Genomic DNA, 18,767 nt, shown 5'->3' with positions numbered 1-18,767 from the left:
CACTTATGCAAACATCTAAATACACCAAATTTGCTGTAATCGCTCTGGTTATTCTATTTATAGTGATTAGCGTTATTAGCTAGAAACACTTTAAAAGCAAACAACAAAAGCTCTGGAAATTTTCAGAGCTTTTGTTGTTTGTAACGGTTTTAAACTAAATGCAAAAATTACAAAAAATCATATAAACTAGTATATTTGAGGTACTCCAAATTATAAAAAAACAATTTTATGAAAACATCTAAGTACACCAAATTTACCGTTGCTATTATGGCAATTTTGTTTGTGACTATTAGCACAATTGGCTGTAGTACACATACCCACACACATACGGCTGGAAATTCTGGTAAAATTCCGCCTGGACAAGCAAAAAAAATGTCCGGAAGTAAAAGCGCAAAAGCTTATGCTCCGGGACAACAAAAGAAAAGGTAATAGACACAAAAAAGTCTTCTGAATAATCTTTAGAAGACTTTTTTATTATTTTAAATATAAATCAAACTATTTCGCACATTAGCTGAAATTTTATCTTTAATTTAAATATCTTTCTCTAATATTTTTTTTACAAAATAAATGGAACAAGAAAAAAATCGCCTCAGAATATTCACAAACCACGAAACAATATTACGAGATTCTATTAAGTGGTATAATGCAACTTATAATACAGACTTTGTTTTTGTAGAATACATACGTGATGAGGTCAACTTTGCGATTGTAGAATTTACTAATGCCAATTTCAACCAGGTTTTTGATTTAGGGAGAATACACGGTGGTTCAGTAGAAGCAGTTGACAAGAATATATCAAATCCCAGATCTAGTTTTATGTAACGTTTTTTTCTATAACAGTTAAATCTTGCGCGGACTTTACTTGTTTCTTAATTTACAAAAAGATGAAATACAAATTTGAACAGCATAATTATTTTGATAAAAATGACAATCTTAATAAGTCAACATCACTATTAATAATTGAAGATCAAGAGAATTATGGGGAACATTTTTCTACTGAAATATTAAATTTAAAATTAGATTATTTAGAAGAAATTGTCAAATCATTAGAAAAAGTTTTATCTGGAGAATTACTGTATTATGATTTTGGGTATGAAGTCTATTCTATTGAATGTAAAAAAGAAATATCTCAAGTCATTGATACTTATAATTACTGGAAATGTATTGCCGAAATTCCTACTCAGGAAATATATGAGTTAATGAAAGACTGGAAAAACTATTTAATTGCTAATTCTAAAATCGAAAATAATAAAGCTGTTAATGATTTAGACATTCAGTTTACTTATGACTTTTTTGACGGATTAAATTTGTTTGAAGCAACCGACTCCTATGATAATTGGCTAAGTTCCGACGATTATTCTGTTTATAGCAATTCATACGTAGAAGTACAGAATGAAAAAATCTATATCTTTAAAGAAAACGTAAAAACATTATCTACTTATAACGAGTTTAATAAGCTAGAACTCGAATTAATAACCGAAAAATACAAACTAAAAATAAAAGACTGGGCCGATTGTTTATATGCTTACGCCGAGAATCATATTTCAAGAAGATTGGAAATTTCTCAAAATGACAAATTAACTGTTATCTATTGTCTTACCGGATCATATGGCCCGGAAGGTGTTTTTATTTACGGAGTCTATAAAAATTAAAGAATACCTTTTGGTTTGAAATCTTCTATCATAATTCCATAAGTTTTCCCGAGGTAAAAGGCGTCTTCTTTACTTAATTTATCAGATTCTATAGTTGCGAAAAAACTACCATCCTTATTCTCAAAAGCTACAATCTTAATATCAAGGTTATTGCTTTTATTGTATGAATCTATCAGATTTTGCAAATCTTCAGGATCATCCCAAGTAGCTATATTTATTTTCATCTTAACTACTATTTTGAATTCTACATTAGTAATCATAGAAATGAAGGTGCATAAAATACAGGTTTTGTATTTTATTAAAAAAAAGCAGTAAGTACAAAAAAACCTTCTGAAAGGAGGATCTTTAGAAGGTCTTTTTCACTATTCCAAAAAATTTAACTCTACTAAACAACATAAAAAACTAACTAACTATTTAAAAATTATCCTTAACCTTATTTTGAAGTGATTTTTTTAGATGGAGCATTTGTTATTTTTAGCAAATAAGTTCCTTCCGGTAAATCACTTATGTTCATCGAATTATTACCTATTATTTTTTGTCCTTGTGAGAAAACCTCAACATTTTTTGCAACTGCGTTTACATCACTCGAAGCAATAATAGTGCTATTTGATGTCACAGGCTTTGCGCTCGTTTTTCCTTTTCCGACTGTAGTAGCTTTTGCAGCAACCACTGGCTCTACAATATTTACTATAGGTTTAGAACTATCATAAAGTTCTGCAACCTGACTATCTGTAAGCGCAACATCATATATTTTTAAATCGTCTATGTCAGCATTAATTCCAACAGTTGTATTTATTTCGCCTAATCTAAAGATGTTTCCTTTAGTAGAACGACTGATTCCATTAACAGATTTAAGCAATTGTCCATTTCTATAAATCTTCGAAACTTTACCATCGTAAGCTATTGTATAGTTGTACCAAGTATCTTTTACAAGCGGCGTCGAAACAATAACGTCATTTGTAGCTCCCCAACCAGCCAAACTTAAGTCTGAGTTTGATGAAGCTGTTCCTTGCTGCAATAAACCGCAATATTGAGCACTATAAGCCGTTCCGTATCCCCAAATATAGTTCGCTGACGAAATATCATTTAGCTTAACCCAGATACTTACAGTTCTTGCACTATTTTCCTGAGGAAGATTATCAATTACAGCTTCAAGCGCTTTATTGCTTAGTCGTTGTGCTCCTTTTACAACTCCTGCTCTATCGTTCACGAAATTATTCGTTCCCATGAATGAAGTTGTATTATTGGTATTATTTAAAGTACCATTGAAATTAAACTCCTGAATTGGATTTTGTGCATTAACATTCAAATAACTTACAAACATTAATGTGAGTAGTAATTTTTTCATAATAGTAGATTTAGGGTATTAAAAAACTCTGTGTCATTTTAACACTGCTAAACTATATTATTATGCATTTGAGCGAAAATTTTTTCGATAACTAACCTAAATAATCGTTTAAATAACCAAAATTGATGATTTTAAACGCTTAATTGCATTTATTTATACTTTCACTAATAATATTAAAATAATAATATTACTTCAATCAAAACCAAATAATCTTACGTATAAATACGTTATTTACAATTAAATCAGAAAATTTAACATTCGCTTAAAATCAAAAATATCTGAATATTAAATACATACCAATTCTGTGGAAGTTCAGTAATACTTCAAAAAAAACTCCATTCGCAGAAACGAATGGAGCTATATATTTTAGAAAGCAATATTTATTATTAGTTTCTTATAAATGGCAATTCTTAGTTTTGCCCATTTGTTATTTTCAACAAATAAGTGCCTTCCGGTAAGTCACTAATATTAGTAGTATTGTTTCTGATTATTTTCTTTCCTTGTGAGAAAACCTCAACCTTTTTTGCAACAACATTACCTTCAGGTGCATTTTTAAGGTCTGTTTTTGTATCTACATTTCCTTTTTTTACTGTTGCAACCTTTTCAGCCGCAACCTCTGATGGCTTCGAACTGGTATAAGATTCCATAACCTGCTCGTCTGTCATTGCAACATTATAAATTTTAAGATCGTCTATATCAGCATTAATACCAAGTGCAGTATTCATTTGTCCTAACTTAAGAATATATCCTTTTGTTGAGCGTGCAATTGCATCTGATGATTTTAATAATTCACCATTACGATATATTTTAGATGTGGTTCCGTCATAAGTAACACTATATTGATACCAAACACCTTTTGCAAGTGGCGTTGCAACTATTACATTATTAGTGGTTCCCCAACCTGCTAAACTTAAATCAGATGTTGATCCAGTTGTAGCTTGTTGTACCAAACCAAAATATTGTCCATTTACCGGACTTCCATAACCAAAAATATAATTTACTGTAGCAATTGCATTAAATTTTACCCAAACTGAAATTGATCTTGGTTTATTATCCTGTGGAAGGTCGCCAACAACCGTCTGCAAAAACTTATTTGTAAGTCGGATGGCGCCGTTAGCAACTCCATTTCTGTCATTAGCAAAAGTCGAAGATCCTAAAAAAGAAATTGTTTTATCGCTATTACTTGTGTTTCCGTCGAAATCAAATTGCTGAACGGGATTTTGAGCATTCACATTAAAGAAACTTACAAACATTAATGTCAGTAATAATTTATTCATATTGACAGATTTTAGAGGCATTTAAAACGGCGTTTATTTAATAATACTATTATAATATATCTAGTCGAGATTTATTCAGCAACGAACTCAAATAATCAAAATTGATGCTTTAAAATTTTCGATTAAATTTACTTATACAATTGTAAAATTTGTTAAAACTATAAATTTTATTCAACTTAACAAACGTTATTTAAATTTAAATACAGTATTCTCATAAAAATAAAATTTTGTAGCAATAAAACACAATTTAGACCTCTTTTTTGTAAAAACATTTTTACAAAAAAAACTCCATTTGCCGAAACAAATGGAGTTCTATATTTTTAAAGTAATTTATTTACTACTTTACGAATTCAATTTTTTGAACTTCTTCTTCATTGATACTATCAAAGAATCCTTGTTCATTCATCCAATCATCGCTAAATACTTTACTCATATAGCGTGATCCGTGATCAGGGAAGATTGCAATAATATTACTATCTTTTGTAAACTCTCCTTCTTCTGCATATTGTCTGATCGCTTGCATTACAGCTCCAGAAGTATATCCAACAAATAAACCTTCTTTTCTGGTGATCTCTCTTGCTGAGTGAGCACTTTCTTCATCGGTTACTTTCATGAATTTATCTATAATATCAAAATCCGTAGCCGATGGTATCAGGTTTTTACCCAAACCTTCTATACGATAAGGATAAATTTCTTTGTTATCGAATTCTTTTGTTTCGTGGTATTTCTTCAATACTGATCCAAAAGCATCTACTCCTAAAATTCTAATATTTGGATTTTGCTCTTTTAAGAATTTCGCAGTTCCTGAGATAGTTCCTCCTGTTCCGCTACAAGCAACAAGGTGTGTAATTTGTCCTTTTGTCTGTTCCCAAATTTCAGGACCGGTAGTGTTATAATGTGCATCAATATTTAATTGGTTAAAATATTGATTAATATAAACTGAGCCTTTTGTTTCTTCGTGTAAACGTTTGGCTACGTTATAGTATGATCTTTCATCATCTGCAGAAACGTGCGCCGGACAAACATATACCTTTGCTCCCAAACTTCTCAACATGTCAATCTTGTCTTTCGATGATTTTGAACTTACTGCCAAAATACAATTGTAACCTTTAATAATGCTTACCATTGCCAGACTAAAACCTGTATTACCAGATGTTGTTTCTATAATGGTGTCTCCCGGTGACAGAATTCCCTTTTTCTCGGCTTCTTCAATAATATATAACGCTATTCTATCTTTTGAGGAATGTCCTGGATTAAAAGCTTCCACCTTTGCGTAGAAATTTCCTTCTAAGTCGTCGGTAATTTTATTTAGTTTAATAAGTGGGGTGTTACCTATTAATTCTAAAACATTATTATAAGCGTTTATTTCTTCTTTCATAAAAAAATAGTTAATCAAAGGCATTTTAAAATAACCTTGATAGGTTGCAAATTTAACAAAAAATTTCTAATTAGCTTTTAATTTTTTCTAAATCTAATAAAAAACTAAATTCTTTTGCTAAGTCTTTTAAAGCCTCAAAACGTCCTGAAGCTCCACCATGTCCAGCATCCATATTGGTATCTAAAAACAAAAGATTATTATTTGTTTTTACATTTCTCAATTTGGCTACCCATTTGGCTGGCTCCCAATATTGTACCTGCGAATCGTGCAATCCGGTTGATACATACATATTTGGATAATTTTGCGCTTTTACGTTATCGTAAGGTGAATACGATAACATATAATCATAATATTCTTTCTTGTTTGGGTTTCCCCATTCGTCGTATTCTCCAGTTGTCAACGGAATGCTATCGTCTAACATTGTTGTAATAACATCAACAAAAGGCACCTGAGCGATAACTCCGTTGTATAATTCAGGAGCTTCATTTATGATAACTCCCATTAAAAGTCCTCCTGCTGATCCTCCTTCTGCATACAAATGTTTCGAAGAAGTATATTTTTCGTTAATTACAAATTTAGAGCAATCGATGAAATCTGTAAAGGTATTTTTCTTTTTTAACAGTTTTCCGTCTTCATACCATTGTCTTCCTAAATCTTCTCCTCCTCGAATATGGGCAATTGCATAAACAAATCCGCGGTCTAACAATGAAAGTCTTGTTGATGAAAAATAAGTATCCATTGTGATTCCGTATGAACCATATGCGTAAAGCAATAACGGATTTTTACCATCTTTATTCAATCCTTTGCGATAAATCATCGAAATCGGCACTTTTACTCCATCTCTCGCTGTTGCCCAAACGCGTTCTTCGACGTAATTTTCTTTATCAAATTTACCACCTAAAACCTGTTGTTCCTTTAAGATTTCTTTGGTTTTAGTTTTCATATTAAAATCAATTACAGACGATGGCGTTGCAAGAGATTGATAACTATAACGTAAAACATCTGTATCAAAATCAATATTCGAAGTCGTAAAAGCATTGTAAGTTTCGCTGCCAAACGGAAGATAATAGTCAGGTTCACCATTCCACGGCATTATACGAATATGATTTAATCCGTTTGAGCGTTCTTCAACAACTAAATAGTTTTTAAAGATTTCGATATCTTCTAACAAAACATCTTCACGATGCGGAATAAGATCTACCCAATTTTTCTTTCCTGTTTTATTCTCAGGCGTTTTCATCAACTTAAAGTTAGTCGCCTTATCTTTATTAGTCAAGACATAAAACGAATCTTCAAAATGCGAAATACTATATTCTAAACCACGAACACGTTTCTGAAACACTTCGAATTCTCCATCAGGATTATCTGAGTTCAAAATTCTATATTCAGTCGTCAAAGTACTTCCTGAACTAATAACAATATATTTTCTGGATTTTTCTTTCCCTACAGAAACATTAAAAGTATCATCGGTTTCATCAAAAACCAAAACATCATTTACTGAATCTGTGTTTAATTTATGCTTGAAAATTTTATCAGCTCTTAAAGTAACTTCGTCTTGTTTGGTATAAAAAACCGTTTTATTATCGTTTGCCCAAACAGATGCGCCTGTAGCATTTTCGATTTTATCTGACAGAATTTCTCCTGTTTCTAAGTTTTTAAACTGAATGGTATAAATTCTTCTTCCAACAATATCAACACCAAAACTGGCAAATTTGTTATCTGGACTTATACTCAAACCGCCTAATTTAAAATAAGCGTGTCCCACTGACAATTCATTACAGTTGAACATAATTTCTTCTTCTGCCGAAAGGCTTCCTTTTTTTCTGGCGAAAATTGGATAATCTTTTCCTGTTTCGAAACGGGTGATATAGAAATATCCATTATAAAAATAAGGAACAGACGAATCGTCTTCTTTGATTCTGCCTTTCATTTCTTCATACAAATCTCCCTGAAGATTTTTTGTATGCGTTGTCATGCTTTGGTAGTACGCATTTTCCTGATTTAAATAATCGATAACCTCAGGATTTTCGCGATCGTTAAGCCAAAAATAATTATCTATTCGGGCTTCTTTATGTTTTTTTAGTGTTTTAGGAATTTCTTTGGCCTTTGGAGCCATTATATCGTTTTGCATTGATTAAGCATTGGTTTGTAAATTCGGAGTTGCAAAAATACTACAATCACAATAGAACAGAATTAATTTTTTCATAAAATATTCTATTGATATAATACAGCAATATACTAATTTTGTATGAAATAATTTAAAAATCAACAAAAAATGGATTTAATGGGAATGATGGGTAAACTTAAAGAAACCCAACAAAAAATTGAAGATACAAAAAAGCGTTTAGATACAGTTTTAATTGACGAACAAAGCGCTGATGGATTATTAAAAGTAACGCTTACTGCAAATAGAAAAGTAAAAACAATCTCTATCGACGACTCTTTACTTGAAGACAAAGAACAATTGGAAGATTACCTTGTAGTAACGCTAAATAAAGCAATAGAAAGAGCTACAAGCGTTAACGAGCAAGAACTTGACGCTGTTGCAAAAATGGATATGCCAATGATTCCAGGGATGGATAATTTGTTTAAATAAGATCCTAAGAAACTAAGATTCTAAGGCGCTAAGTCTCCAATTGGAAAAAACTCAGAACCTTAGAATCTTAGTACCTCAGAACCTTTTTTTAAAACTTCTGAAGCGTTTCAATTACATACGTATGCATTACTTCTTTATAATCTAAATGCGTCACAATTCTTAGTTTATTGTGTCCCATTGAACTTATTAAAATGTTCTTGAGTTTTAATTTTTCAATCAAAAGCTGATCGCTATAACCTTCGGCCAATGAGAAAATCAAAATATTGGTTTCAACTGGCTCAATATGAGATACCCACGGTTTTGTGCTTAAAATTGCTGCAATTTCTTTGGCTCTTCTATGATCTTCTGCAAGTCTTTCGATATTATTAGCCAAAGCAAACAATCCAGCTGCAGCCAAATATCCAACTTGACGCATTCCTCCGCCTAATATCTTCCTGATTCTCAACGCCCTGCGAATATCATCTTTAGTCCCAAGCAAAATAGAACCAATTGGCGCACCTAATCCTTTTGACAAACAAACCGAAATGGTATCGAAAATTGCTCCAAATTCTTTCGGGTTTTGTCTCTTCGCAACCAATGCATTCCAAATTCTGGCTCCATCTAAATGAAACTTCAGATTATTGGCATCACAAACCTTTTTTATCTCTTTTAAATCTTCTAATTCATAACAAGCTCCACCGCCTTTATTTGTCGTGTTTTCTACACAAACTAAACTCGTCAACGGACTGTGGTAAAACTCAGGATCATTAATCGCTGCTGCAACCTGAGCTGCATTTATCATTCCGCGATGTCCGTCTAACAAGCAGCATGAAACGCCACTGTTAAAAGAAACTCCTCCTCCTTCATAATGATAAACGTGTGCATATTTATCGGCAATTAATTGCTCTCCTGGTTGTGTGTGTAATTTAATAGCGGTTTGGTTTGCCATAGTTCCTGACGGAAAAAAAAGTCCGGCCTCCATTCCAAAAAATTCAGCAACTTTAGTCTCCAACTCAATAACTGTAGGATCTTGCCTGTATACGTCATCGCCAACATGAGCGTTAAACATATACTGCAACATTTCGTATGTTGGTTTGGTAATGGTATCGCTAATTAAATTTATTTCCATATTCTAAAAAGTGTATCTTTTTTGTGCAGCAAAATTACGTATTACTAATAGTTATTCTTGGCAAGTTTTACTAAAATTTAACTTGTGACATACTATAAAACCAAATTAACGTAATATTTGCAAAAAACATATAAAACTAATATAATATTCTAAATCTAACTTATAATTTTAGAAACTATTTTGTTTACCAAAATAATAAATCTACTTCACACATACACAATACTATATAGTCTCATTGACCTGGATATTTTTATAAGTAACATGGTATCTTCTCATATTCTTAAACCAAATCATCTCTACATAAGTTGAATTTGCTTATGAAAGCAACAATATTATTCATCACTTAATACTTTTGAATATACTTTCTTCTTATGTTAAAATATTTTCAATATTCTGAAAACTATATCTTATTTTTGTACAACAAAATTACGTATTTACAAATCGTTCAATTTGATCAAAATTCAGCTTTTAAATAATTACGTAATATTTATAAAAAACCTAAAAAACTACTATTAATTTATGACAACTACCGAACAAATAAAAGGTATTGTGGAGCGCCTTGGTGCGTTGAGGAGGTATCTTTGACGTTGATGCCAAGCTAATCGAAATTGCCAACGAAGAAGAAAAAACGTTCGCACCCGACTTTTGGAACAATGCAAAAGAAGCTGAAGTCATTGTAAAAAACCTTCGAAACAAGAAAAAATGGATCGAAGATTACAACAAAGCCATTGAACTTACAGACGAATTGCAACTGGCGCATGATTTTTATAAAGAAGGAGAACTTTCTGCAGAAGAATTAGACGAACATTACAAGATTACACAAACTCATATCGAAAACATTGAGTTCAAAAACATGCTTTCTGACGAAGGTGACAGTTTAAGTGCCGTAGTTCAAATTACTGCCGGCGCCGGAGGAACTGAAAGTTGTGATTGGGCCGGAATGCTGATGCGTATGTATATGATGTGGGGAGAAAGTTACGGCTACAAAATAAAAGAACTGAACTTTCAGGCTGGTGAGGTTGCCGGTATCAAAACCGTAACGCTCGAGTTTGAAGGAGATTATTCTTTTGGATATTTAAAAGGAGAAAATGGTGTACACCGTTTAGTCAGAATCTCACCTTTTGATAGTAATGCGAAACGTCACACTTCATTTGCTTCAGTTTATGTTTATCCGCTTGTTGATGATAGTATCGAAATTGACATTAATCCTGCCGATATCGAAATTACAACTTCTCGCTCTAGTGGAGCCGGAGGACAAAACGTAAATAAGGTAGAGACCAAAGTACAATTAGTACACAAACCTACCGGAATTCAGATTCAGTGTTCTGAAACCAGATCACAGCAAGACAACAGACAGCGTGCCATGCAAATGCTACGTTCTCAATTGTATGAAATCGAATTGAAAAAACAACAAGCACAACGTGCCGATATTGAAGCCGGAAAAATGAAAATCGAATGGGGTTCGCAAATACGTAATTATGTAATGCAGCCTTATAAATTAGTAAAAGACGTTCGCACCGGTTACGAAACCAGCGATGTTGATGGCGTTATGAACGGAAATATTGACCCATTCCTGAAAGCATTCCTGATGATGATGGGGCAAAAAGAAGAAGAATAGATAAAATGTCAGTATTCAGTTTTTAGTGTTCAGTCAAAGTAAACCTGAAACGTGAAACCTCAAACTAAAAGAAAAAGTTATGATAAAATGGGCAGACATAATTCGTTATACAAATAAAGGAAATCCGGTTCCGGAGAAAAGAGTTGAAAAAACACCTGAAGAATGGAAACAGATCTTAACACCCGAAGAATTTCAGGTAACACGCTTAAAAGGTACCGAAAGGTCTTTTAGTTCTGAGCTTTGCAGTTTGTTTGATCCCGGAATCTACGAGTGTAAATGTTGTGGAACTTTGCTTTTTGATGCTTCAGAAAAGTTTGAATCAGGAACAGGCTGGCCTTCTTTTACACAACCTTTAAAAGAAAATGCAATCGCTTATCATGCCGATAAATCATACGGAATGATTCGCGTTGAAGTAGTTTGTAATACTTGTGACGCACATCTGGGACATGTTTTTCCTGATGGACCAGAGCCAAGCGGTTTGCGATATTGCATTAATGCTATTTCGTTATCCAAAATAACAGAATAAATATTTAAAAAAAAGCGATTCCTTTTATCAAAAGTGAATCGCTTTTTTTATTTTAATCTAAGTTTCAAAAACAATGCAAACCTATATTGCTTTTTTGCGTGGTATTAATGTCAGTGGACAAAAACTTATTAAAATGGAAACTTTAAGATCCATATTAACAGAGCTTCCCATTGAAAACATCAGCACTTATATTCAGAGCGGAAATATTATTTTTACTAGTAATCTTACTAATATTTCCGATTTAGAAAATCAGATCGCAAATAGTATCGAAAAACATTTTGGCTATCAGGTTCCTGTGTTAATTTTGACTCTGGAGGAATTACAAAAATGTGCACAACAAAATCCATATTCTGATGATAAAATAAATGATCCGACGCAGCCATATGTTACTTTTTTATCAAAAGAACCAGCAATTACAGATCTTGACCTTTTTAAATCAATCGATTTCAAAGAAGATAAACACATAACAATCAACAAAGTAATGTATATTTTTTACCCTAATCCAACAGGAAATTCAAAACTTACAAATAGCATAATCGAGAGTAAACTGAAAGTAAAAGCAACCACCAGAAACTGGAAAACAATTAATAAATTGATAGATTTAATGTTAAATTTGTAATATTTGGAGCATTATTTTAAACACTTTTTAACAAACACAAAAAAAATATTAGGTAATTAGAATCTAATTGATTTTATTTGGCAAAAATTAACCCTAAGTCAATTAAATTCACTCAATGAAATCCTATTCAATTCAAGAAATCAATGAAGTTATAAATGGCGTAATTTACGGCAATACTTCACAAAGCATTACTGCAACAGAGCAATTAGAAAAAGCTACAACTTCAGAAATTTCATTTATAGGAAACAAAAAATACGAAAAATTTTGGTCTGCTTCAAATGCATCTATTGCTGTAGTTAACGAAGATATTTCGATAGAACCGGGAGAAAATCGCGCTTTTATAAAAGTAAAAAATGCCGATTTAGCAATGTCTCAAATTTTGGCCCTTTTTGCCCCTCCTACTCCTTTATTCCACAATGACATTCACAGAACAGCAGTTGTAGACGAAACTGCAATTATTGGCGAAGGTGCAAGAATTGGTGCCGGTTGTTATATTGGTCCAAAAGTTGAAATTGGTGCTTTTGCTACTATTTATCCAAACGTAACTATTCTGGACGAATGTACTATTGGTAAAAACACAATCATTTGGTCAGGAACAGTAGTTCGTGAACGTTGTCATATTGGTACCGATTGTATTATTCATCCAAATGCAACAATTGGAGCAGATGGTTTTGGATTCCGTCCTTGTAGCGAAAAAGGTTTGGTGAAAATTCCACAAATCGGAAATGTAATTATCGGAAACGGAGTTGAAATTGGCGCTAACACTTGTGTTGACCGTGGTAAATTTAGTTCTACCGTTCTTGGTGACGGTTGCAAAATCGACAATTTAGTACAAATTGGACATAATAGTAAATTAGGTAAATTTTGTATTATGGCCGGAAATAGTGGTTTAGCAGGTTCTGTAACTTTAGGAAATGGTGTTATTATTGGCGGAAGCGCTTCTATAAAAGATCATACAACTATTGGTGATGGAGCAATTGTTGGAGCTGGTTCAGGTGTTGTTGGTGATGTTCCTGCAGGAAAAACCATGTTGGGTTATCCAGCTGTTGAAGCTCGTGATGCTCTAAAACAATGGGCGATTTTAAAACGAATGGTTTGCGATTCTAAAAAATAATCTAAATAATATTTATATATAAAACCAGAAGCTATCTTCTGGTTTTTTTATGCTTATTTCACAATTATAAAAAGGGATCAACCTGTGCAGAAACATAAAACATTTTGTATTGACTAATTATTTTAACCGCAAAGCGCGCAAAGTTTTTTTTATTACGTGGTTTTATACAAACACAAAGTTCGCAAAGCTTTATCAACACAAAGCTTTGCGAACTTTACTTTACTATGTATATTTATGGGATAAAAACCTTTGCGCGCTTTGCGGTTAAATTCGTCCTTAATTTTTATAGCTCTACAAGTTTTTGTATTGATTCTAAAAAAGACTATTTACAAAGCTTCACAGTTAAAACCTAGTACTTTCATTAGAACAATAATCTCTTTTATAATATCATTATCCGATTCAAGTCGTAAAATACGATCACAATCTTCAAGATCAAAATTCCACTTTGTTTTTGGAAATAACTTATTTAGTTTTGGAGCAATTCTTTTCACTTTCGAAACAGAATCTACATTTGTTTTAAATACTAAAACCATCTTTTGAATTCTTTTGAGTTGATTTAATTTTCAGATTTTATCTTTATTTTACTTAAAATTTTATGATCAATATAAAAGGTTCCAAACGGAATAATACAAGCCAAAAGCACTTTCCAGGTCGTCGTTGCAAATCTCCAATTTTGTTCTACTCCTACGCTTAAAGTATTAAAAACAAAGAGTAAAAATAAAGCGCCATGAACTGTACCAACGGGTCTTGTTAAAAACGGCATTCCAAAAATATATTTCAGCGGAACAGCTATAAATAATAATATCAATAAAGATGTTCCTTCCAGAAATCCAATAATTCGTAATCTTCCGGTATTTGTTTGCAGTAAATTTTTCATAAAATGTTATCTAAAATAAGGTCTGTTTGCTAAAGGAGAAAATGGCCATGGAATTGCAATAAAAATGATCAGTAAAGCGATAGAAAACCAAATTAACATGGTTCTAAACTTATCACTGTCATTTTGTTTTCTTTTGGCTAAAGCCGAACCAATCGTGATCAAAACAATTGCGGACAGCATTAAGAGAATATGGAGAATTCCAAAAAAAGCGGCATCAGTATTTTTTATTCCTTCTCTAAAGTTTTTCCAAAAGTATTTCACTATCGGACTTTGTACATAAATAAGAATTCCGAAAGTAAGCTGAATATGTGCGATTGTAGCAGTCCAATGTCGGACCGAATTATCAGTTTTAGTAAAAGGTTGTTTTAAGTTATAACCTTTATAAGCTCGAAAAATGGAGTATATTAAGCTTATTAACACAAACCATCGCAAAGCAGAATGGCAAAATAAAAGTGATTGATACATTGTTTTTTGATTAAGACAATGCAAATATATTCAAAAACATACTAACTAGTATGTTTTTGAATGTGAATTTATTTTAAGCTATTTAGATAATTCCTAAACTCCTTTAAATAAACAATATAACATAAATTACTATCCTGTAGTTTTCCAAAATTACGTATTCCCCAATAGCCGGACATGACAAAAAAAGCTACTTGTTCACCATTTACTTCTTTTCTGACTAATCCTAAAGTTTGTGCTCTTACAATTGCTTTTTCTATTGTCATCATCCATTGATTTACCAATTCTGACAAAGCCAGACTAAATTGATTGTTCCAAGGCGTCATTTCCTGAGTCAGATTTCCAACTGGGCAACCATATTTTACTTCCAATAAAGGATCTTCAAGCAACAAATAATAAATCATATTATAAAAATCCTCAATTGGGTTTTCTGAATTTTCTATTGGTTTTATAAAGCTTCCCAGCATTGTAGGTTTCAAAATCTCTTCAATAATAGCAACTCCCATTTCATCTTTTGTTTTAAAATGGTAATAAAAAGCACCTTTTGTTACTTGAGTTGTCGCAATAATTTCATCAATGCTCGTGGTTTGATATCCTTTCGAATAAATCAATTCAAATGCTTTCTGGAGAATTGTAAGTCTTGTATTTGCTGCTTTTGACATAAAAGATACTAATTAGTATGAAACAACAAATTAAGATAAAAAAAACGACTTATTCTCTATTTGGCTTTCCCGCATAAATTATTCGTTTTTTTAATATCAGAAACTCAGTTTTATTTCATCCGAAGAATATATTTTATGATGTCAGTTTCAATTGATTTTGTAAATTAGCCAACACTATTTTGTAAAAACATCAATATATTATGGATTTAAACTTCAATAAAAACGAAGATCACAATAAACTATTACTTTCTGAACTAAAACAAAAATTTGCCAAAGTAAAATTAGGCGGAGGTGAAAAACGCATTGAAAAGCTACATGCCGAAGGTAAAATGACTGCTCGCGAACGTATAGAGTATTTATTAGATGAAAATTCTAAAAGTATAGAAATTGGAGGTTTCGTTGGCGAAGGAATGTACGCAGAACACGGCGGATGTCCATCTGGTGGTGTTGTTATAAAAATAGGATACATAAAAGGTAAACAATGCATTGTTGTTGCTAATGATGCAACTGTTAAAGCCGGAGCGTGGTTTCCGATCACAGGAAAGAAAAATCTGCGTGCACAAGAAATTGCAATGGAAAATAGATTACCAATTATTTATTTAGTTGATAGCGCAGGCGTTTATTTACCGCTTCAGGATGAAATTTTTCCGGATAAAGAACACTTTGGACGTATTTTTAGAAATAATGCCCAAATGAGCAGCATGGGAATTACCCAAATTGCGGCCGTTATGGGAAGTTGTGTTGCCGGAGGTGCCTATTTGCCAATTATGAGCGATGAAGCTCTAATTGTAGATAAAACCGGAAGTATTTTCCTTGCCGGAAGTTATTTGGTTAAAGCTGCAATTGGAGAAACAATCGACAATGAAACTTTAGGCGGTGCAACGACACATTGCGAAATCTCAGGCGTGACAGATTATAAAGCAAAAGACGACAAAGACGCTCTGGATAAAATAAAAAATATAGTTGATAAAATTGGTGATTTTGACAAAGCCGGCTATAGCCGAATAAAAGCAGAAAAACCAACGCTTGAGCCTAAAGATATTTATGGAATCTTGCCAAAAGCAAGAAACGAACAATACGACATGATGGAAATCATCAATCGTTTGGTCGATAATTCAGAATTTGAACCTTACAAAGATGGTTATGGTCAAACTATAATTACCGGTTATGCGAGAATCGACGGTTGGGCAGTTGGAATTGTTGCCAATCAACGAAAAGTCGTAAAAACCAAAAAAGGCGAAATGCAATTTGGTGGCGTGATCTACTCAGATAGCGCCGATAAAGCAACTCGTTTTATTGCTAATTGTAACCAAAAGAAAATTCCATTAGTATTTCTACAAGACGTTACAGGTTTCATGGTTGGATCGAAATCTGAGCAAGGCGGAATTATAAAAGACGGTGCAAAAATGGTAAATGCAGTAAGTAATTCAGTTGTACCAAAATTTACTGTAATCGTTGGAAATTCATACGGAGCAGGAAATTATGCAATGTGCGGTAAAGCTTATGATCCAAGATTAATTTTTGCGTGGCCAAGTGCAGAACTTGCCGTTATGGGAGGAACTCAGGCTGCAAAAGTTTTGGCACAAATCGAGGCTTCTTCGCTTAAAGCAAAAGGAGAAATTGTAGACGAAGCCAAAGAAACTGAGCTTTTCAATAAAATTAAAGCACGCTACGATGAGCAAACTTCACCTTATTATGCAGCTTCAAGATTATGGACAGATGCTATTATTGATCCTTTAGATACCAGAACATGGATTTCTATGGGAATCGAAGCTGCTAACCACGCTCCTATTCAAAAACCATTTAATTTGGGCGTTATACAAGTTTAGATTTTCAGATAATATCAAAATACGTTAAATAAAAAGTAAAAAACTTATTTTCAGGTACTTAAAAATAAATATATCATTAAAAATTAGTAACTTTATTTATAATTTTTAATCACGTAGTATCATGGAAAATGTAAAAAGTTTGAATAAATGGGCAAATGCGCACACTTATTTACCTGTAGATTTAGTACGTATTGTATTGGGTGTTTTTTTATTTATGAAAGGAGTTTCATTTGTAACAAACGTTCAATATCTGCATGATTTAATTTCTCCAATTGATAGATTCGGAGGCGGAATGTTTTTACTACATTATATCGCGCCGGCTCACATGATTGGAGGTATTATGATTGTTTTGGGTTTACTCACCAGATGGGCAATTGCAGCTCAGCTTCCAATACTTTTTGGAGCAATTCTAATAAATTTCATGGGACATATGCACTCAGAAAACTTAATTCTGGCAATTGTAGTTTTATTAATTTGCGTATTTTTCTTGTTCTATGGAAGTGGAAAACGTTCAGCTGATTATTATTTCAAAATGCAACAATAACCTTATTTTATCCTCAATGGTACTAGTAAAATCTTGAGGATAAAATAATAACCTTACTTTTAAAGTTAATTAATTCTTTAAAATTTCTTTAATTGTCATTTATGAGTTAAATTCGCCACCATGAATTGGATTCGTAAAAGCGTTATTTTTGTATCACTTGTGATCATTGCCTTCTTTGCTTGTCAAGCAAACGAATTGGCTGTGCAAAAAAGTGACTATCAAGAAACCGAAAATCAAAAAACGGATTCCAATTTCTCTATTGATTCTTCAGATTCTTTGGCTTTTATTCAGCCACAAACCAGTTATCAATTTGCAGCAAATTTAAAAACAAATCCATCTATTCTAAATAAATGGTTTGATACTGTATTGATGGTGATTCCGCAGCACAAAGCAGTAAAATCAACATCAAACTTTGCAAATCAATTTCTGACTCAGAGCAAAAAGGTCTTACTTATGCTCTATCCTTTCCATTTTTTTTGGTAGACAAATACATGAAATTCTAATCAGAAGAAACTATTTCTTCTAAACTAAGTAGATTATTTTCTTTCTGAAAACAATTTATCATTTCATATTATTTATCAAATTTTAAAAACAAAAATGGAAACAAGTGTAACCATAATTGGTCTCGTGATTGCTATCATAGTAGCCGTACCTGTATATTTTTCTGCTCGATCGAGCGCTGCAAACAAATCAAAGATTTTAAACATAAAAAAGAAGTTCAACCCAACTCATCCAGAGGATTTTGATTTAACAGAATCTCAAAGCAACAAAACACTTACAATAGATCAAAAGAACAGACGTTTTATTTTAATGAACTTTAATCCAAATCAACAGGAATCAACTTATTTAGATTTAAAAAGTGTTTCTTCTTGTAAAATAGTTTTAACCAATGATGGAAATTCAGATACAATCCTGAAAATTGATTTTGAATTTCAGGAAAAGGAAACTTCTAAAAAAATTACAATTCCATTCTATGATTTTGACGATGATCGCATCAAACAAATAAGCGCTTATCAGGATCATATGTTTGCTAAAAAATGGCTTAAAATCATCCAAGATTCTATTTCACGTTAGTTATTTAATTCAGAAAAGAGGCTCATTATGAGTCTCTTTTTTTTGTTAATTACATGACATTTGTCATTTTATCCCTTGAAGTT

The 18,767-nt window shown here is 32.3% G+C and carries 22 protein-coding genes; 12 read left to right on the top strand and 10 right to left on the bottom strand.

Translation table 11 applies throughout. The features are described 5' to 3' along the window. Positions 1–228: 228 nt before the first annotated feature. The 3 genes from CLU81_RS21450 (at position 229) to CLU81_RS21440 (ending at position 1,652) form a co-directional block, all read left to right on the top strand. Positions 229–429 (top strand): hypothetical protein, encoded by a 201-nt coding sequence (locus tag CLU81_RS21450; RefSeq protein ID WP_099711676.1) that lies wholly within the window; start codon positions 229–231, stop codon positions 427–429. 138 nt (positions 430–567) lie between these two features. Next, positions 568–822 carry a hypothetical protein gene (locus CLU81_RS21445; RefSeq protein ID WP_099711675.1) on the top strand — a complete coding sequence of 85 codons (255 nt, stop codon included), beginning with the start codon at positions 568–570 and terminating at the stop codon, positions 820–822. Positions 823–884: 62 nt separating this feature from the next. Further along, a complete protein-coding gene (locus CLU81_RS21440) occupies positions 885–1,652 on the top strand; it encodes a hypothetical protein (RefSeq protein ID WP_099711674.1) in 768 nt (255 codons plus the stop codon). Here CLU81_RS21440 and CLU81_RS21435 read toward each other — a convergent pair. The 5 genes from CLU81_RS21435 to CLU81_RS21415 all read right to left on the bottom strand — a co-directional run bounded on the left by CLU81_RS21435 (position 1,649) and on the right by CLU81_RS21415 (position 7,786). Beyond that, entirely contained in the window at positions 1,649–1,876 is a 228-nt protein-coding gene (locus tag CLU81_RS21435) for a hypothetical protein (RefSeq protein ID WP_144444537.1), read from the bottom strand. The genes CLU81_RS21440 and CLU81_RS21435 overlap by 4 nt on opposite strands. Before the next feature lie 209 nt (positions 1,877–2,085). After that, a complete protein-coding gene (locus tag CLU81_RS21430) occupies positions 2,086–3,000 on the bottom strand; it encodes a LamG domain-containing protein (RefSeq protein ID WP_099711672.1) in 915 nt (304 codons plus the stop codon). A 410-nt stretch (positions 3,001–3,410) separates the two neighbouring features. Further along, positions 3,411–4,277 (bottom strand): LamG domain-containing protein, encoded by an 867-nt coding sequence (locus CLU81_RS21425; RefSeq protein ID WP_099711671.1) that lies wholly within the window; start codon positions 4,275–4,277, stop codon positions 3,411–3,413. 337 nt (positions 4,278–4,614) lie between these two features. Next, on the bottom strand, positions 4,615–5,655 hold the full coding sequence (locus CLU81_RS21420) for a PLP-dependent cysteine synthase family protein (RefSeq protein WP_099712826.1): 1,041 nt from the start codon (positions 5,653–5,655) through the stop codon (positions 4,615–4,617). 70 nt (positions 5,656–5,725) lie between these two features. Then, positions 5,726–7,786, bottom strand: a complete 2,061-nt coding sequence (locus tag CLU81_RS21415) for a S9 family peptidase (protein WP_099711670.1) — start codon at positions 7,784–7,786, stop codon at positions 5,726–5,728. A 144-nt stretch (positions 7,787–7,930) separates the two neighbouring features. Between CLU81_RS21415 and CLU81_RS21410 the strand changes: the two genes are divergently transcribed. Further along, positions 7,931–8,251 (top strand): YbaB/EbfC family nucleoid-associated protein, encoded by a 321-nt coding sequence (locus tag CLU81_RS21410; RefSeq protein WP_099711669.1) that lies wholly within the window; start codon positions 7,931–7,933, stop codon positions 8,249–8,251. 88 nt (positions 8,252–8,339) lie between these two features. On the opposite strand, the gene CLU81_RS21405 is transcribed toward CLU81_RS21410, so the two are convergent. Further along, positions 8,340–9,359 (bottom strand): low specificity L-threonine aldolase, encoded by a 1,020-nt coding sequence (locus tag CLU81_RS21405; RefSeq protein WP_099711668.1) that lies wholly within the window; start codon positions 9,357–9,359, stop codon positions 8,340–8,342. Positions 9,360–9,878: 519 nt separating this feature from the next. Here CLU81_RS21405 and prfB point away from each other — a divergent pair. From prfB to lpxD, 4 genes are all read left to right on the top strand, one after another. Further along, a protein-coding gene (gene prfB / locus CLU81_RS21400) for a peptide chain release factor 2 (protein ID WP_144444536.1) occupies positions 9,879–10,977 on the top strand; the annotation gives its coding sequence in 2 pieces (ribosomal slippage) (positions 9,879–9,941 and positions 9,943–10,977; 1,098 coding nt in all). 79 nt (positions 10,978–11,056) lie between these two features. Next, a complete protein-coding gene (gene msrB, locus CLU81_RS21395) occupies positions 11,057–11,503 on the top strand; it encodes a peptide-methionine (R)-S-oxide reductase MsrB (protein ID WP_099711666.1) in 447 nt (148 codons plus the stop codon). Between the two features lie 73 nt (positions 11,504–11,576). Beyond that, complete coding sequence (locus tag CLU81_RS21390; protein WP_099711665.1) at positions 11,577–12,122, top strand: DUF1697 domain-containing protein; 546 nt, start codon at positions 11,577–11,579, stop codon at positions 12,120–12,122. A gap of 115 nt (positions 12,123–12,237) precedes the next feature. Further along, the gene (gene lpxD, locus CLU81_RS21385) at positions 12,238–13,236 is read left to right on the top strand and encodes a UDP-3-O-(3-hydroxymyristoyl)glucosamine N-acyltransferase (RefSeq protein ID WP_099711664.1); all 999 of its coding nucleotides are present in this window, start codon (positions 12,238–12,240) and stop codon (positions 13,234–13,236) included. 326 nt (positions 13,237–13,562) lie between these two features. On the opposite strand, the gene CLU81_RS21380 is transcribed toward lpxD, so the two are convergent. The 4 genes from CLU81_RS21380 to CLU81_RS21365 form a co-directional block, all read right to left on the bottom strand. Continuing rightward, the gene (locus tag CLU81_RS21380; RefSeq protein ID WP_099711663.1) at positions 13,563–13,769 is read right to left on the bottom strand and encodes a hypothetical protein; all 207 of its coding nucleotides are present in this window, start codon (positions 13,767–13,769) and stop codon (positions 13,563–13,565) included. Positions 13,770–13,792: 23 nt separating this feature from the next. Next, a complete protein-coding gene (locus CLU81_RS21375; RefSeq protein ID WP_099711662.1) occupies positions 13,793–14,113 on the bottom strand; it encodes a DUF3817 domain-containing protein in 321 nt (106 codons plus the stop codon). 6 nt (positions 14,114–14,119) lie between these two features. Further along, on the bottom strand, positions 14,120–14,578 hold the full coding sequence (locus CLU81_RS21370) for a hypothetical protein (protein ID WP_099711661.1): 459 nt from the start codon (positions 14,576–14,578) through the stop codon (positions 14,120–14,122). A 68-nt stretch (positions 14,579–14,646) separates the two neighbouring features. Then, positions 14,647–15,237 carry a TetR/AcrR family transcriptional regulator gene (locus tag CLU81_RS21365; protein ID WP_099711660.1) on the bottom strand — a complete coding sequence of 197 codons (591 nt, stop codon included), beginning with the start codon at positions 15,235–15,237 and terminating at the stop codon, positions 14,647–14,649. A 200-nt stretch (positions 15,238–15,437) separates the two neighbouring features. Here CLU81_RS21365 and CLU81_RS21360 point away from each other — a divergent pair, with 200 nt between their 5' ends. The 4 genes from CLU81_RS21360 (at position 15,438) to CLU81_RS21345 (ending at position 18,684) form a co-directional block, all read left to right on the top strand. Then, entirely contained in the window at positions 15,438–17,066 is a 1,629-nt protein-coding gene (locus CLU81_RS21360) for an acyl-CoA carboxylase subunit beta (protein ID WP_099711659.1), read from the top strand. A gap of 121 nt (positions 17,067–17,187) precedes the next feature. After that, complete coding sequence (locus tag CLU81_RS21355; protein WP_099711658.1) at positions 17,188–17,610, top strand: DoxX family protein; 423 nt, start codon at positions 17,188–17,190, stop codon at positions 17,608–17,610. A 120-nt stretch (positions 17,611–17,730) separates the two neighbouring features. Next, positions 17,731–18,093, top strand: a complete 363-nt coding sequence (locus tag CLU81_RS21350) for a hypothetical protein (RefSeq protein WP_099711657.1) — start codon at positions 17,731–17,733, stop codon at positions 18,091–18,093. A gap of 114 nt (positions 18,094–18,207) precedes the next feature. Then, entirely contained in the window at positions 18,208–18,684 is a 477-nt protein-coding gene (locus CLU81_RS21345) for a hypothetical protein (protein WP_099711656.1), read from the top strand. Positions 18,685–18,767: the final 83 nt, after the last annotated feature.

The organism is Flavobacterium sp. 9, assembly GCF_002754195.1.
Lineage (GTDB): Bacteria > Bacteroidota > Bacteroidia > Flavobacteriales > Flavobacteriaceae > Flavobacterium.
This window is presented reverse-complemented; position numbering and strand designations above follow the sequence as displayed.

Bases quoted from the DNA above. Each gene is read 5' to 3' on its own strand.
- CLU81_RS21450 (WP_099711676.1), top strand. From the start codon at position 229: ATGAAAACATCTAAGTACACCAAATTTACCGTTGCTATTATGGCAATT.
- CLU81_RS21445 (WP_099711675.1), top strand. From the start codon at position 568: ATGGAACAAGAAAAAAATCGCCTCAGAATATTCACAAACCACGAAACA.
- CLU81_RS21440 (WP_099711674.1), top strand. From the start codon at position 885: ATGAAATACAAATTTGAACAGCATAATTATTTTGATAAAAATGACAAT.
- CLU81_RS21435 (WP_144444537.1), bottom strand. From the start codon at position 1,876: ATGAAAATAAATATAGCTACTTGGGATGATCCTGAAGATTTGCAAAAT.
- CLU81_RS21430 (WP_099711672.1), bottom strand. From the start codon at position 3,000: ATGAAAAAATTACTACTCACATTAATGTTTGTAAGTTATTTGAATGTT.
- CLU81_RS21425 (WP_099711671.1), bottom strand. From the start codon at position 4,277: ATGAATAAATTATTACTGACATTAATGTTTGTAAGTTTCTTTAATGTG.
- CLU81_RS21420 (WP_099712826.1), bottom strand. From the start codon at position 5,655: ATGAAAGAAGAAATAAACGCTTATAATAATGTTTTAGAATTAATAGGT.
- CLU81_RS21415 (WP_099711670.1), bottom strand. From the start codon at position 7,786: ATGCAAAACGATATAATGGCTCCAAAGGCCAAAGAAATTCCTAAAACA.
- CLU81_RS21410 (WP_099711669.1), top strand. From the start codon at position 7,931: ATGGATTTAATGGGAATGATGGGTAAACTTAAAGAAACCCAACAAAAA.
- CLU81_RS21405 (WP_099711668.1), bottom strand. From the start codon at position 9,359: ATGGAAATAAATTTAATTAGCGATACCATTACCAAACCAACATACGAA.
- msrB (WP_099711666.1), top strand. From the start codon at position 11,057: ATGATAAAATGGGCAGACATAATTCGTTATACAAATAAAGGAAATCCG.
- CLU81_RS21390 (WP_099711665.1), top strand. From the start codon at position 11,577: ATGCAAACCTATATTGCTTTTTTGCGTGGTATTAATGTCAGTGGACAA.
- lpxD (WP_099711664.1), top strand. From the start codon at position 12,238: ATGAAATCCTATTCAATTCAAGAAATCAATGAAGTTATAAATGGCGTA.
- CLU81_RS21380 (WP_099711663.1), bottom strand. From the start codon at position 13,769: ATGGTTTTAGTATTTAAAACAAATGTAGATTCTGTTTCGAAAGTGAAA.
- CLU81_RS21375 (WP_099711662.1), bottom strand. From the start codon at position 14,113: ATGAAAAATTTACTGCAAACAAATACCGGAAGATTACGAATTATTGGA.
- CLU81_RS21370 (WP_099711661.1), bottom strand. From the start codon at position 14,578: ATGTATCAATCACTTTTATTTTGCCATTCTGCTTTGCGATGGTTTGTG.
- CLU81_RS21365 (WP_099711660.1), bottom strand. From the start codon at position 15,237: ATGTCAAAAGCAGCAAATACAAGACTTACAATTCTCCAGAAAGCATTT.
- CLU81_RS21360 (WP_099711659.1), top strand. From the start codon at position 15,438: ATGGATTTAAACTTCAATAAAAACGAAGATCACAATAAACTATTACTT.
- CLU81_RS21355 (WP_099711658.1), top strand. From the start codon at position 17,188: ATGGAAAATGTAAAAAGTTTGAATAAATGGGCAAATGCGCACACTTAT.
- CLU81_RS21350 (WP_099711657.1), top strand. From the start codon at position 17,731: ATGAATTGGATTCGTAAAAGCGTTATTTTTGTATCACTTGTGATCATT.
- CLU81_RS21345 (WP_099711656.1), top strand. From the start codon at position 18,208: ATGGAAACAAGTGTAACCATAATTGGTCTCGTGATTGCTATCATAGTA.